General features: G+C 72.5%; 13 protein-coding genes. 7 read left to right on the top strand and 6 right to left on the bottom strand.

What is annotated here, in order from left to right; genetic code table 11:
* Positions 1 to 152: 152 nt before the first annotated feature.
* Positions 153 to 2,009 carry an acyclic terpene utilization AtuA family protein gene (locus ACSC1Q_RS04165; protein WP_436757303.1) on the top strand — a complete coding sequence of 619 codons (1,857 nt, stop codon included), beginning with the start codon at positions 153 to 155 and terminating at the stop codon, positions 2,007 to 2,009.
* Between the two features lie 32 nt (positions 2,010 to 2,041).
* Here ACSC1Q_RS04165 and ACSC1Q_RS04160 read toward each other — a convergent pair whose 3' ends face one another.
* Positions 2,042 to 2,578 carry a TetR/AcrR family transcriptional regulator gene (locus tag ACSC1Q_RS04160; RefSeq protein ID WP_436757302.1) on the bottom strand — a complete coding sequence of 179 codons (537 nt, stop codon included), beginning with the start codon at positions 2,576 to 2,578 and terminating at the stop codon, positions 2,042 to 2,044.
* A 108-nt stretch (positions 2,579 to 2,686) separates the two neighbouring features.
* On the opposite strand from ACSC1Q_RS04160, the gene ACSC1Q_RS04155 reads away from it, so the two are divergent.
* Complete coding sequence (locus ACSC1Q_RS04155; RefSeq protein WP_436757301.1) at positions 2,687 to 3,601, top strand: TIGR03620 family F420-dependent LLM class oxidoreductase; 915 nt, start codon at positions 2,687 to 2,689, stop codon at positions 3,599 to 3,601.
* 56 nt (positions 3,602 to 3,657) lie between these two features.
* On the opposite strand, the gene ACSC1Q_RS04150 is transcribed toward ACSC1Q_RS04155, so the two are convergent.
* Together ACSC1Q_RS04150 and ACSC1Q_RS04145 are read right to left on the bottom strand one after the other, a co-directional pair.
* Positions 3,658 to 4,671 (bottom strand): CU044_5270 family protein, encoded by a 1,014-nt coding sequence (locus tag ACSC1Q_RS04150; RefSeq protein WP_436757300.1) that lies wholly within the window; start codon positions 4,669 to 4,671, stop codon positions 3,658 to 3,660.
* On the bottom strand, positions 4,664 to 5,254 hold the full coding sequence (locus ACSC1Q_RS04145) for an RNA polymerase sigma factor (protein WP_436757299.1): 591 nt from the start codon (positions 5,252 to 5,254) through the stop codon (positions 4,664 to 4,666). The genes ACSC1Q_RS04150 and ACSC1Q_RS04145 overlap by 8 nt, the downstream gene beginning before the upstream one ends.
* A gap of 199 nt (positions 5,255 to 5,453) precedes the next feature.
* Here ACSC1Q_RS04145 and ACSC1Q_RS04140 point away from each other — a divergent pair, with 199 nt between their 5' ends.
* The 5 genes from ACSC1Q_RS04140 to ACSC1Q_RS04120 all read left to right on the top strand — a co-directional run bounded on the left by ACSC1Q_RS04140 (position 5,454) and on the right by ACSC1Q_RS04120 (position 8,814).
* Positions 5,454 to 6,479: a phosphotransferase family protein gene (locus tag ACSC1Q_RS04140; RefSeq protein ID WP_436757298.1), complete on the top strand. Its 1,026-nt coding sequence runs from the start codon at positions 5,454 to 5,456 to the stop codon at positions 6,477 to 6,479.
* Between the two features lie 117 nt (positions 6,480 to 6,596).
* Entirely contained in the window at positions 6,597 to 6,821 is a 225-nt protein-coding gene (locus ACSC1Q_RS04135; RefSeq protein WP_344745052.1) for a hypothetical protein, read from the top strand.
* Between the two features lie 135 nt (positions 6,822 to 6,956).
* Positions 6,957 to 7,808, top strand: coding sequence for a helix-turn-helix domain-containing protein (locus tag ACSC1Q_RS04130; RefSeq protein ID WP_436757297.1), 852 nt, complete (start codon positions 6,957 to 6,959; stop codon positions 7,806 to 7,808).
* A gap of 67 nt (positions 7,809 to 7,875) precedes the next feature.
* Positions 7,876 to 8,145, top strand: a complete 270-nt coding sequence (locus ACSC1Q_RS04125) for a hypothetical protein (RefSeq protein ID WP_436757296.1) — start codon at positions 7,876 to 7,878, stop codon at positions 8,143 to 8,145.
* 297 nt (positions 8,146 to 8,442) lie between these two features.
* Complete coding sequence (locus ACSC1Q_RS04120) at positions 8,443 to 8,814, top strand: cupin domain-containing protein (RefSeq protein WP_436757295.1); 372 nt, start codon at positions 8,443 to 8,445, stop codon at positions 8,812 to 8,814.
* 25 nt (positions 8,815 to 8,839) lie between these two features.
* Here the strand turns inward: ACSC1Q_RS04120 and ACSC1Q_RS04115 are convergent, their stop codons facing one another.
* From ACSC1Q_RS04115 to ACSC1Q_RS04105, 3 genes are all read right to left on the bottom strand, one after another.
* Positions 8,840 to 9,493 (bottom strand): TetR/AcrR family transcriptional regulator, encoded by a 654-nt coding sequence (locus ACSC1Q_RS04115; protein WP_436757294.1) that lies wholly within the window; start codon positions 9,491 to 9,493, stop codon positions 8,840 to 8,842.
* Positions 9,494 to 9,769: 276 nt separating this feature from the next.
* On the bottom strand, positions 9,770 to 11,866 hold the full coding sequence (locus ACSC1Q_RS04110; RefSeq protein ID WP_436757293.1) for a glycosyltransferase family 39 protein: 2,097 nt from the start codon (positions 11,864 to 11,866) through the stop codon (positions 9,770 to 9,772).
* A gap of 254 nt (positions 11,867 to 12,120) precedes the next feature.
* Positions 12,121 to 13,317 (bottom strand): bifunctional glycosyltransferase family 2/GtrA family protein, encoded by a 1,197-nt coding sequence (locus tag ACSC1Q_RS04105; RefSeq protein ID WP_436757292.1) that lies wholly within the window; start codon positions 13,315 to 13,317, stop codon positions 12,121 to 12,123.
* Positions 13,318 to 13,422 lie beyond the last annotated feature (105 nt).

Raw genomic sequence — 13,422 nt, 5'->3', positions numbered from 1 at the left:
GGGACACACGACGGAACCGCGCCGCGCGGACCGGGGACACATGACGGATCCGCGCCGCGCGGGCCAGGGACACGCCACGGAACCGCGCCGCGCGGGCCGGGGTTCGCGGCGCCCGGCGGCGTGCCCGGGACGTCCCGGCCCGAGGAGAGCTGATGTTGCGCGTCGCGAACTGCTCCGGCTTCTACGGTGACCGGCTGTCGGCCGCCGGGGAGATGGTGGAGGGCGGCCCGATCGACGTGCTAACCGGCGACTGGCTCGCCGAGCTGACCATGCTGATCCTGGCCGGGAACCGGCTGAAGGGCCGTCCCGGCTACGCGCCGACCTTCCTGAGGCAGCTGGAGGAGGTCCTCGGGACGTGCCTGGAGCGAGGTATCAGGATCGTCTCCAACGCGGGCGGGCTGGACCCGGCCGGGTGCGCCGAGGCCGTGCGCGAGCTGGCCGGGCGCCTCGGGCTGCCGGTGCGGGTCGCCCACGTCACCGGCGACGACCTGACCGGCCACGACCTGGGCGGCGCCCTCAACGCGGACACCGGTGAGCCGCTGCCCGCCCCCGCCCTGACCGCCAACGCCTACCTGGGGGGCCGCCCGATCGCCGCCGCCCTGTCGGCGGGGGCGGACGTGGTGGTGACCGGCCGCGTCACGGACGCCGCCCTGGTCACGGGGCCGGGAATCTGGCGGTACGGGTGGGGGCCGGACGACCTCGACGCGCTGGCCGGTTCGGTGGTCGCCGGGCACGTCATCGAGTGCGGCTGCCAGGCGACAGGCGGCAACTACGCGTTCTTCGGCGAGGTGCCCGACCTGGCGCGCTGCGGGTTCCCGCTGGTGGAGCTGGAGGCCGACGGCTCCAGCGTGGTCACCAAGCACCCGGGCACCGGGGGGCTGGTCTCGGTGGGCACGGTCACCGCGCAGCTGCTGTACGAGATCGGGTCGCCCCGCTACCTCGGGCCGGACGTGGTCGCGCGCTTCGACACGATCAGGCTGGAGCAGGAGGGCCCGGACCGCGTCCGCGTCTCGGGGGTGCGCGGCGAGACGCCTCCGGACACGCTCAAGGTCGCCGTCAACTACCTGGCCGGCTACCGCAACACGATGACGCTCGTGCTGACCGGCCTGGACATCGAGGCGAAGGCCCGGCTCGCCGAGGAGGCCATCTGGTCCCGGGTGCCGAAGGAGTCCTTCGACGAGGTCCACGTGGACCTCACCCCGCTCGCCCCGCACGCGCCACCCACCCAGCACACCCCGCACGCGCCGCTCACCCAGCACGCACCGATCGCCGGGACCGCCCTGCTGCGCGTCACCGTGATGGACGCCGACCGGCGGAGGGCGGGACGCGCCTTCTCCTCGGCCGTGGTCGAGACCGGCCTGGCGAGCTATCCCGGCTTCTACGGCCTCGCCCCTCCCGGTGACGCCTCGCCGTACGGGGTCTACTGGCCGACGCTCGTCCCGGCGGAGACGGTGCGGGCCCGCGTCTGGCTGGACGGCCGCGAGATCCCCGCCGCACCCGGCACACGCGACGTACCCGACGCACTCGACGCACTCGGTGTACCCGACGCACTCGACGTACTCGACACGCGTGACGTCCCCGGCGCGCCCGCCTTCCCGGGGGCGACGGCCACGCGGGACACGACCGGAGACGGGGGTGAGGCCGAGCGGGCCCTGCACGGTGACCGCGGCGAGGGTGGGACCGCGAGGGTCGCGCTGGGCACGATCGTGGGCGCCCGTTCGGGGGACAAGGGCGGCAACGCCAACCTGGGGGTCTGGGTCCGTACCCCCGAGCGGTTCCGGTGGCTGGAGGGTTACCTGACGGTCGAACGCCTGGCGGAGCTCCTGCCGTTCACCGCGGGCCTGGAGGTCGAGCGCTTCGAGCTGTCCAACCTGCTCGCCCTCAACTTCGTCGTGCACGGCCTCCTCGGCCGGGGCGTGGCCGCGAGTCCCCGTCTCGACGCCCAGGCCAAGGCCCTCGGGGAGGAGCTCCGCGCCGGGCTCGCCGACATCCCGCGACGTCTTCTCTGACCCGTCCGGCTCCTCTGACCCGTTCGGCGGTTCTATCCGCGCAGGCCCGCCAGGGTCACCGAGAGGAGGTGGCCGGCCCGGTCGAGCCCGCCGGGCAGTTCGCTCGCGGCCAGCGCGACGCCGGTGACGAGCTGGAAGAAGTCCCCGACGTCGATGTCCGGACGCGTCCGGCCCTCCCGCTGGGCCCGCGTCAGCAGGCCCGCCGCCGCCGCGCGCATCGCCGCGTGGCAGTCGAAGCCGGGCTCGGCCCCGCCGAGTGTCATCGAGGTGGACAGCCCGCCGTCGGCGAGGGCGTGGGCGAGCACGTCCCGCGACCAGAGGGCGAGCGCCTCGTCCGGTGAGGCGTGGGTGAGCAGATCCTCCGCCTTCGCGCACAGCGTCTCGACCCGGTCCTGGAACACGGCCGCCAGGAGCGCCTGCCGCGTGGGGAAGTGGCGGTAGAGCGTCCCCGGCCCCACCCCGGCCCGGCGCGCGACCTCGTTGAGGGACGCCTCGGGCCCCTGCTCGGCGATCACGGCCTTGGCGGTCGCCAGCAGGTGCTCACGGTTGCGACGCGCGTCGACCCGCATCGGTACCCCCAGGTTTCCAGCCGGTTTGCAAACGGAGAACTTCTCCGTATCATACGGTCATATTATCCGGAGACCCTCTCCGGATAATTTCCGGAGGGGGATCCCCGAATGAACGACGACACCGCCGACCTCGGACGCGTCGGGCTCTGGACCTTCGCCTTCGACGACCAGCCCGCGCAGCGGGTCCGCGAGGCCGCGGCGGAGATCGAGGAGCTCGGCTACGGCGCCCTGTGGTTCGGCGAGGGGTTCGGCCGCGACAGCGTGAGCCAGGCCTGGCTGCTGCTCTCCGCCACCCGGCGGCTGACGGTGTGCGCGGGCATCGCCAACATCGCCCTGCGCGACCCCATCACCATGGCGGCGGCCGAGCGCGCGCTCAACGAGGCGTTCCCCGGCCGCTACCTCCTCGGCCTCGGCGGGCACCGGGTGTCCGACACCCCGGTCCGGATGAACGGCTACAGCATCCCCAGCCGAGGCCGGGCCGTGCGCACGATGGGCGCCTACCTCGACGCGATGGACGCCATCCCGCTGGGCTCCCCCGCACCGGCCGCGCCCCCGCGGCGCGTCCTCGCCGCACTCGGGCCGCGGATGCTGGCCCTGGCCGCCGAACGGACCCTCGGCGCGCACCCCTACTTCGTGCCCGTGGAGCACACCCACCGGGCGAGGGAGGCGATGGGGCCCGGCGCCTTCCTCGCGGTCGAGCAGGCCGTCGTGCTGGACACCGACCTCGCGAGGGCCCGCGAGGTCGCCAGGGGACACCTTGGCCCCTACATCGGCATGGCCGCCCACCAGATCGCGAGCCTGCGCAGGCTGGGCTTCGGCGACGACGACCTGGCGGACGGCGGGAGCGACCGGCTGGTCGACGCGATCGTCGCCTACGGGGACGCCGACGTCGTCGCCGAGCGCGTCCGGGCCCACCTGGACGCGGGCGCGGACCACGTGTGCCTGCAGGTCCTGACCGCCACCCCCGAGGCGCTCCCCATGCGCGAATGGCGCGAGCTGTCCGCCCTGGCCACGGTCGGCTGACGACGCCCGTCGAACCGGCGTGCCGCGAGCACGTGGACGGCGGGGCGAGGGAGCGCTCAGGGGATCTGCCCGAGTTCGTCGACGACCCCGGCGGCGACCTCGGCGGTCGCGTGGACGCTCCCCTTCGGGAAGATCAGCTCGCCCCCCAGCACCTCGTCCTGCAAATAGTCCACCCGGCTGCCGAGATAACGGTAGGTCGTGGGGTCGAGGATGACGTACGACCGCGAGACGACCTGGCCGTTCACGTCGCGCCGGGTGCCGGCACGGGGAGCGTCGACCTCGTAGGCGAGGCCGATGCCCGGCCTGCCCAGCGCGTCGCGCACGCCGGCCTCCGTCCGGACTCCCTCGATCCTGGCGAGGGCACGGAAGATCGCCGCCTCCAGCTCGGACGACATGGGCACCTCCTGGCCGAGATACACCGACAGCACGCGGAACGCCCGCTCGTCCGGGTGCTCCTTGCCGCCCGGGTCGTCCTCCGGCTTCGTGATCCAGTGCCGGTCCCCCCTGACGTGGGCGAGCAGCCTGTCCGGGTCGGCGGGCAGGTCGGCCAGCTTGGCCGCGTACTCCCTCGGGCTCAGGTCGTCGTCGTCAGGATCGGGCTCGTGGGTCCGTACGTCCATCTCTCCCCCGTCCTGGCGGAACGCGTGCCGGGTGCCGTCGTACCGCGTCCAGTACTCCTGGACGTCGTTCTCGGTGTCGTTGGGCTGCTTGACGACGACCTTCCGGTACATCCACTGGTCGGGGCGCGGCGTGGTGTCCCGCTTGCGTGTCTCGGCCATCAGTGCCGCCCGTTCCAGCACGACCTCCGCCTCCACCGGCGTCGCCCCCACCGGCGGGGACGGCACCTGTGTCGCCTCGGCGCCGATGCCGGGCCGGGTGACCTGCGGCCCGGTGCCGTTCACGGCCACGGCCACCATGACGGCCGCCGTGGCCGCCGCCAGTGAGGGCACGAGCCCGAACCGGAGCCGGCGGAGGCGCCCGGTGGAGCGCGCGCGCAGGGAGCGCAGGCGGTCGGCGTCGGGCTCGGGCGCGTCCGCGCGAAAGCCGCTCAGCGTCTTCAGGTCATCCATGGCCAGGCTCCTCCTTCGTCGCGGACGGATCGACTCCGCCCAGGGCCTCACGGGTCTTCCTCCTGGCGCGGTGCAGGCGCGAGCGCACCGTGCCGACGGGGATGTCCAGCGCCCGCGCCACCTCCTCGTAACCGAGGTCGGCCCAGGCGATCATCAGCAGCACCTCGCGGTCCTTCGGCGACAGCACCGCGAGCGCCCCCGCCAGCTCGCGGTGCGCCGCCGAGGCCGACACCCGGGCCTCCACCCGGTCGGCGTAGCTCTCCGCCACCTCGTCCACGCCGGTCCTGGCCAGGGCGCGGTAGGCCCTGATCTCGGATCGGCGGTGCTTGCCGATGAGGTTGGCGGCGATGCCGTACAGCCAGGGGCGGGCGTCGCGATGGGCGGTGTCGTAGCGCCCGAGCCGCCGGAAGGCGGCCAGGAACGTGTCGGCCACGACGTCGTCGGCCAGCGAGTCGCCCAGGCGCCGCGTCACGTACCGGTGGAGGGCGGGCGCGTGCCGGTCGAACAGCACGGAGAAGGCCGCGGGGTCGCGCCGGGCACGCTCGATCACCTCCGCGTCGTCCATGTCTGTGTCCGCGATCAAGCTTGAACTCCGTTTCCTCGGTCCGGTCACCCTCTTTCACCCGATGTCCGCGAACGGGTTCTCGCGGCGCGGGCGACGCCTTCGCCGGGGCGGGACCGGGGCGGGAGCGCGACGGGACCGGGGCAGGACACTATTGACCGTCACGGCCGGGAATCGTAGATTCACCCCACCTAGAACATCATTCGGTCAAGGAGGGCGCATGACGTCCACGCACATCGACGTCACCGCGATCGACTTCGACGTGCTCGGTGCGTGGATGGACGCGCGGGGGCTGCCGGAGGGGCCGTTCGAGCGGGTCGCGCCGGTGACGGGCGGGACGCAGAACGTCATGGTGCGCTTCGAGCGGGGCGGGGCGTCGTACGTGCTGCGCAGGCCGCCGCTGCACCCGCGCGCCAAAAGCAACGAGGCGCTCCGCCGGGAGGCGAGGGTGCTCACGGTCCTGCGCGACACCCCGGTGGCGGCGCCGCGCCTGGTCGCGGCCTGCACCGACGAGAGCGTCATGGGCGCGGTCTTCTACCTGATGGAGCCGGTACGGGGGTTCAACGCCACCGTCGAGCTGCCCCAGCCGCACGCGGGCGATCCCGCGATCCGGCACCGGATGGGACTGGAGGCGGCCTCGGCGCTGGCCGACCTCGGGCGGGTGGACCACGGCGCGCTCGACGGGTTCGGCCGCCCCGAGGGATTCCTGGAGCGGCAGGTGCCGCGCTGGATGGGCGAGCTGGACGGCTACGGAGCCCTGGAGGGATATCCGGGGCCCGACATCCCGGGGCTGGCGGAGACCGCGGGCTGGCTGGAGCGCAACCGGCCGAAGGAGTTCACCCCGGGGATCATGCACGGCGACTACCACCTGGCCAACCTCATGTTCGCCCGCGACGGGCCCAGGGTGGCGGCGATCGTCGACTGGGAGATGTGCACGGTGGGCGACCCGCTGCTGGACCTGGGGTGGCTGCTGGCGACCTGGCCGACCCCCGACGGGGTGGGGGTGATCTCCGGCGGGATCACCGGGCTCGCCACGGCCGCCGAGCTCGTCGGCTGCTACGCGGCCCTGTCCGACCGGGACCTGTCGGCCGTCGACTGGTACGCGGTGATGGCCTGCTTCAAGCTCGGCATCGTCCTGGAGGGCACGCACGCCCGCGCCTGCGCGGGCAAGGCTCCCAGGGAGATCGGGGACCTGCTCCACGCCACCACGCTGAACCTGTTCGCCCGCGCCCAGACGTTCATGTGACATGCGATGAAATAGGCGAAATATGCGTTAGCCGGTGGTTGAAACCTTCATGCAACCTTCCGCATTCCAGGATTGCTCGCAATTGCTTGTGAATGTGGTTCGGGGAAGGATTCAGTCATGCGTCTCCGGTTTCTTGGCTCCACCTCCGAGGCGGGGGCCTGTCCCTCCCTCTACGAGACCGACCGCGGGACCATCGTGGTGCAGGGTCTGCGGGTGACCGACGCGGCGGCGCTGGCCGATCTGCGCCACGTCCTGGACGGCGAGACCGCCGTCGAGGTACCGCGCGAACTCCTCGCGGACATCGCGCGCCGAGTACTTTCTGTAAATATTGGTCACGATTAGGAGTGCTCTCTGGCTTGATCCACACGCGCGGGTCTAGCGTCGTGCGCACCATGCGGGAGGTGACGTGAGCAGGCGGGGAGCACAGGCGTACGGCGGCCCTGGCACCCGGCTCGCGCGAACGGCCGAGGAGATCGTGTGACCGGGTTCCAGCAGGCGAGGACCGACCTCGGCGTACGGCTGCGGCACCTGCGGGAGGCCGCGCACCTGTCGGGCAAGGAGCTGGCGGAGCGGCTGAGGTGGCAGGCGTCCAAGGTCTCCCGGATCGAGAACGCCCGCCAGACCGCGACCGAGGACGACGTCACCCGGTGGGCGCGGGCGGTGGACGCCTCCCCCGCGGTCGCCGGGGAGCTGGTGGAGCAGGCCGCGGGACTCCTGGACCGCCAGGACTCCTGGCGGCAGCGGCACCGCAGCGGGCTGGCGGCGCTCCAGGAGGACATCCGCGACGTGGAGGCGCGGACCACCCAGCTGCGGGTGTTCGAGCCCGGCGTGGTCATCGGGCTGCTGCAGACCACCGAGTACGCCCGGAGCATCTTCACCCGGATCAAGCGCCTCTACCGGGCGCCCGACGAGATCGACGCGGCCATCCGGGTGCGCATGCAGCGCCAGGACATCCTCTACGACCAGAGCAAGCGGTTCAGGTTCGTCATGCCGGAGGCGGCGCTGCGCCACCGGCTCGCCCCGCTGGACGTGATGCGCGGGCAGCTCGACCGGTTACTGGCGGTGACGGCACTTCCGAACGTGGAGTTCGGGGTGATCCCCTTCGAGGCGTTCCTGCCCTCGGCACTGCTCAACGGCTTCTGGATGTACGACGAGGACCACGTGGCGGTGCCGACCAGGACGAGGGACCTGCTGCTGCGCGACCCCGAGGACGTCGCCTTCTACGGGCGGACCTTCGAGGAACTCTGCGAGGTCGCGGCCTTCGGGGAGGATGCCCGATCGGTGATCGTCCGAGTACTCAACGATTTCTCCGGACAATCGGAGGACTAAACACCGCAATTGCTTGATTAGCATCCCAAGATCGTGCAATTCTCTGTCGAGACGGAGGTGACGCACGATGCTGGACACGCTGTCCTGTCTCGAAAGGCTCGTTGCCGCGATACGGCTGCACGCCGACCTTTCCGTGCAGCGGATCTCGTTCGGCGATCCCGCGTACGTCTACGTCCGCAACCGCTTCAGCAACACCCTGGCCGAGACCGTGACCTGCTCCCCGGACGGCGGCTTCATCACGTCGTGGGGCTACCGGCTCGGCTGCAGCGAGAACATCGACGCCGCCGCGGCCCGGCTGGCCTTCCTCCTCGCCGCCCTGCCCACCCCCCGCACCTGAGCCTCTTCCCGGACCCGTACGGCGTGTCTCGGACCCGCGCAGGTCCACCGCCCCGGCGTCGAGGATCGTGAGGTCCCACGTGTCGTGCGTGTGCGCCGGGTAGGCGTGGTCGGTGAAGTGCGCGTGGAAGACCTCGGCGACACCCGCGACGGGCGGCCGCCACGCCCTGATCGTCGTCGGCGGGCGGCGGAAGGTCATGCGAGGAACGTACAAGACGGACGGCCCGCGAGCGGGCCACGCTGATCACATCGGCCACCACCCCGACCGGGGCGGCCCTGTTCGAAAGGTGTGAGCGGAGTGTCCGTTTCCCTGGATCCCGTCAATATCGTCCGCGCGCTGGACCGGTTCAGCGAGCTGTGGACGCAGAAGAGGATCGCCGGCCTCAACGACTACGAGATCAAGCTCGCCAAGCTCAAGGGGGAGTTCGTCTGGCACGCCCATCCGGAGACCGACGAGCTGTTCCTGGTCGTCAGCGGCCGGCTCACCATCCAGCTCAGGGAGGGGGACGTCGTCCTCGGACCCGGCGAGCTGTACGTGGTGCCCCGAGGTGTCGAGCACTGCCCCCTGGCCGAGGAGGAGACGGCCATCCTGCTCGTGGAGCCCGCCGGCACGCTCAACACCGGTGACGCGGGAGGCCCGATGTCCAAGGCCGTCGAATCCCTCGGCTAGGACCCGGAGGCGGTCCGGCCCGGCCCTAGGAGCTCTCGGCGGGCGCGTCGGGGAAGTCGGAGAGGACGAGGCCGACCTCTCGGGCGGCGGCGACCCGGGCGTGGTGGAGCATCCGGCTCCGCGACATGTTGCCGGTGTGCAGGGTGTATCGGACCACGAGGCCGTCGAGCATGCCGTCGATCCGCTCGGCCGAGCCCAGCGGGTCGTCGCAGGTGAACTCGCCCGAGGCCACGCCGTCGGAGATCACCTGGCTGAGGATCTCGATCCAGGCGCCCTCAAGCTCCAGCAGGATGGTGCGGACGTGCTCCTCGCGCACCCCGACGGCCCAGGCGTCGACCCAGAGGATCCAGCTCTGGTCGGAGCGGGAGGCCGGGATGTAGAAGCGCAGGACGCGGTCGAGGAGCTGGACGGCGGTGCCGGGGCCCGCGACGATCTCCTTCAGCCGCTGGATCTCGGAGTCGCTGGTGCTGCGGAGCATCTCGGTGATGAGATCGTCCTTGGTGGCGAAATGGTAGTGGATCAGCCCGCCGCTCACGTTCGTCGCCTTGGCGATGTCGGCGACGCGGGTGCTGGCCAGCCCACGCTCCAGCACGACTCGCCTGGCGGCTTCAAGGAGCTCCGCTCGGCGCTGGTCGGCCTGGTCGGCGCGGCTGCTGCGCGCTCCTCCTCCGCTGTGCACGGCGCAAGACTACAGCAGCGCGGGCCGCCGCCTCACTACTCCTGATTGGCGAACCAGTCAATAGCTTTGCCCTGGTCCCAGCGGCCGTATCCGGTCACCGCGCTCCGCTGGTGCGGTGACCGGACACGACGACGACCGCCGGGACGTACCGAGGGCCCGGGACCTCCTGGGCCGTCGGTACGTCCCGGACTGTCAGGACATCCAGCACCGTCGCGGCGTCCGGTGCCGTCATAACGTCCAGGACCGTCGCGACCTTCGGGACCGTGGCGAGCGGGCTCAGCCGCAGCGGTAGAGGGACTGGTCGGTGGAGCCGCCGTACTCCGACGCCTTGACGGTGGCGCAGTTGGCCCGCACCCACTCGGTCACCTGGGAATCACCCCTGCCGGGCCCGCCCCTGCCGCCGCCGGGCATCACATATCTGAGTTGCCCCGAGGAGACGAGTCCCTTGAGCCGGTCCACGGTCATGGCCGGGTCGCCGCCCGTGAAACCGCCCATCGCGATGACGGGCAGCCCGGTCGACAGGATGGCCGAGGAGGCGCCCTGCGCGCTGCTCACCGCCACCAGCCAGGTCGCGCCGCCCCGGTTCCTCTTCAGGTAGTCGACCGTCCGCTGGTCCATCGCCCCGCCGAAGCCACCCCGCATCCCGCCGGGGAAGCCGTAGCGCGCGGGCGAGGAACCCTGCGGTGAACCACCGGCCGTACTGTGCCCCGGGTCCTGTCCCGGGTCCTGTCCCGGATTCCGCTCCGGCGTGCCGCCGGGAAGGCCACCCTGAGTGCCGTTCTGTGCGCCGCTCTGTGCGCCGTTCCGAGGGCCGCCTTCGCCGGGGAGGCCGCCCCGCATGCCGTCGAAGCCTCCGCTCCCCGCGGGACCGGCGGTGGGGTTGGTGCCGTTGACGGGCGAGCCGAGAGGGGTGAGCGCGTAGGCGGCCGGTCCGGCGAGGACCGCGACCAGCCCGGCCGTCAGCGCGACCGCGGCGATCCGCGACCCGAGCCGCCGCCCGAGGCCGGCCAGGAGCAACCCGGCGACCGCCACGACGGTCGCACCGGCCACCGTCCAGGCCAGCCAGGGTACGAAGTCCCCGGCGTCCCCGGCGTCCCCGGCGTCCCCGGCACTCCGGAGCAGCGTGAACGCCCACGCCCCGGTGACCGCGATGCCCAGGGGCGGCACCCACGACCAGGCCCTGGACTCCAGCTGGGCCCGCCACACGAGCACCCCGCCGAGGCCGGTGAGGGCGGCGACGGCCGGGGCCATCGCGGTGGTGTAGTACGGATGGAAGGTGCCGCTGGAGAAGCTGAACACCACGTAGTGGACCGCGAGCCAGCCGCCCCACAGCGTCAGGGCGATCCGGGGATCGCGGAGCGGGCCGCGCGCGACCAGGACCAGGCCCGCGACGAGGGCGATCAGGGAGAGGGGCAGCAGCCAGGAGATCTGCCCGGCCATGACGTCGTTGAACAGGCGCCCGGCCCCCGCCGCGCCGCCGAACCCGCCGCCACCGCCGGGTCCACCTGGTCCACCGGGTCCGCCGGGCGCGCTGCCTCCGCCGGGCGCGCCGCTCCCGCCGAAGATACGGCCGAGGCCGTTGTAGCCGATGACGAGGTCCCGGACGGAGTTGTCGGTGCTGCCGCCGACGTAGGGCCTGCTCGACGCGGGCCACAGGTCCACGACCACCATCCACCACGCGCTGGAGACCACCAGCGCGACGCCCGCCGCGAGCAGATGCCCGAGGCGGCGGAGCAGGGGCCCGGGAGCCATGGCCAGGTAGAGCGGGGCGAAGACCGGGAGCACCAGGTACGCCTGGAGCATCTTGGTGTTGAACGCCAGCCCGACGAGCACCGCCGAGACGACGAGCGCGCGCATCCGTCCGGCGCGTACCGCCTCCTGGCAGAACCAGGCGGCGAGTACCAGCAGCAGGACGAGGAGGGTGTCCGGGTTGTTGTCCCGGTTGATGGCCACGGTGATCGGGGTCAGCGTCATCACCAGGGCCGCGACCAGCGCCGCGGCGTGGCCGTACGGACCGGGCAGTGCCCTTCGCACGGCCGAGTGGAGCACCGCGACGGCGGCGACCCCGGCGGCGGCCTGGGGCAGGAGCATGCTCCAGGTGCCGAACCCGAAGACCCTCGCGGACAGTCCCATCACCCACAGCGCGAGCGGCGGCTTGTCCACGGTGATGAACGACCCGGCGTCCAGTGCCCCGAAGAAGAACGCCTTCCAGCTCTGGGTGCCCGACAGGATCGCGGCGGAGTAGTAGTCGTTGGCGGTGCCGTTCCGCCCGAGCGCCCACACGTAAAGGACCGTGGCCAGCGCGAGCACCCCCCACAGGCCGGGCCGCGCCCACCGGGGGTCGCCGGGGTCGCCGAGGAACACCCGCCGCACGGCACCTCCGAACCCGCCGTCCCGCTCCGCGCGGCCCCGGCCGGGAACCTGCCGCCCGCCGGGAGGCGACGTCGCCGTACCCAAGGCAGACGACGCGGTCGGCGCGGGCGGCCTCGGTCCGCCGGGGGCGGGGAGCGCCGGTCGGTGAGCGGTGCGTGTCCCCGTCCGCGGGGAGGTAGGCGTGCCGGGCGCGGGCGTGGACGATCCCGTGTCCCGCGAAGGGGACGATTCAGTGTCCCGCGAAGAGTCGGTGGTCATGAGGTGGTCCCCTTGGCGCGGCGGGGGTTGAAGACCCAGGCGCGGAGCATCAGGAAGCGTACGAGGGTGGCGAGGGCGTTGGCCGCCACGAGCGCGGCGACCTCCGCGACGGTGGGCGCCGCGGGCGCCACGAGGTCGAGCAGGGCCAGGCCGCCGGTGCTCAGCAGCAGGCCGACGAGGAAGGCCAGGCCGCCTTCGAGCTGGTGGCGGAGGGCTCCGGTACGGCCGCTGACGCCGAAGGTGAAGCGCCGGTTGGCCGCGGTGTTGGCGACGGCGGTGACGAGCAGGGCCACCCCGTTGGCCACGACGGCCGGCATCACCAGGCGCAGGGTCACGAACAGGACCAGGTGCGCCAGGGTGCAGATCGCGCCGATGACGGCGAAGCTGGGCAGCTGGCGGGCCATGCCCCCGGGCAGCCGCGCTCCCCGCACGCGCGGCGGTACCGGGATCCGCGCCGCCCCCGACAACGTCCTCCGCGCCACCCTGGCCATCCCCCTGAGGTCGTCCACGGCGGTCCTGACGATGTCGACGCGGCTGTCGGGGTCGTCCACCCAGTCGACGGGCACCTCGTGGATGCGCAGTCCGTGCCGTTCGGCGAGGAGCAGAAGCTCGGTGTCGAAGAACCACTCCTCGTCCTCGACGGCGGGGAGCAGCGCCTGCGCGATCTCGGTGCGGACCGCCTTGAAACCGCACTGCGCGTCGGAGAACCGCGCCCCCATAGCCGACCGGAGCAGCAGGTTGTACGTCCGCGAGACGAACTCCCGTTTCGGTCCCCGGACGACGTTGGATCCCCTGGACAGCCGGGTGCCGATGGCCAGGTCGCTGTGGCCGGACAGCAGCGGGGCCACCAGCGGCAGGAAGGCGTCCAGGTCGGTGGAGAGGTCCACGTCCATGTAGCCGACCACGTCGGCGTCGCTCTCCGACCACGCCCGGCGCAGCGCGCGGCCCCGGCCCTTGGCCTCCAGGCGCAGGGCGCGCACGTGGGACAGCTCGTGGGCGAGGGCGGTGGCGATCCGCCAGGTGGCGTCGGTGCTGGCGTTGTCGGCGATCGTGATGCGGAAGCCGTAGGGGAAGGTTCTCGTGAGGTAGGCGTGCAGGCGGCGGACGCTCTCGCCGAGCACCCGCTGCTCGTTGTGGACGGGGACCACGATCTCGACCAGCCGGGTGCGCGCGGGTGCCGTGGCCTGCTTCACGCCGCCCTCCGGGGGCGGGGGCTCGGTTGTCTCATACCCTCACAGTGGTCGCGTGATCTTGAGCGACCCTGAGGCGATCGTTAACACCGGGTGAGAAAGGGACAC

This window comes from Streptosporangium heterodermiicola (genome assembly GCF_051390675.1).
In the GTDB taxonomy this organism is placed as follows: domain Bacteria; phylum Actinomycetota; class Actinomycetes; order Streptosporangiales; family Streptosporangiaceae; genus Streptosporangium.
Note: the sequence above shows the minus strand (reverse complement) of the source record. Positions and strands in the feature narration are given on the sequence as shown.

Bases quoted from the DNA above. Each gene is read 5' to 3' on its own strand.
- ACSC1Q_RS04135 (WP_344745052.1), top strand. From the start codon at position 6,597: ATGCGTCTCCGGTTTCTTGGCTCCACCTCCGAGGCGGGGGCCTGTCCC.
- ACSC1Q_RS04160 (WP_436757302.1), bottom strand. From the start codon at position 2,578: ATGCGGGTCGACGCGCGTCGCAACCGTGAGCACCTGCTGGCGACCGCC.
- ACSC1Q_RS04140 (WP_436757298.1), top strand. From the start codon at position 5,454: ATGACGTCCACGCACATCGACGTCACCGCGATCGACTTCGACGTGCTC.
- ACSC1Q_RS04125 (WP_436757296.1), top strand. From the start codon at position 7,876: ATGCTGGACACGCTGTCCTGTCTCGAAAGGCTCGTTGCCGCGATACGG.
- ACSC1Q_RS04165 (WP_436757303.1), top strand. From the start codon at position 153: ATGTTGCGCGTCGCGAACTGCTCCGGCTTCTACGGTGACCGGCTGTCG.
- ACSC1Q_RS04155 (WP_436757301.1), top strand. From the start codon at position 2,687: ATGAACGACGACACCGCCGACCTCGGACGCGTCGGGCTCTGGACCTTC.
- ACSC1Q_RS04150 (WP_436757300.1), bottom strand. From the start codon at position 4,671: ATGGATGACCTGAAGACGCTGAGCGGCTTTCGCGCGGACGCGCCCGAG.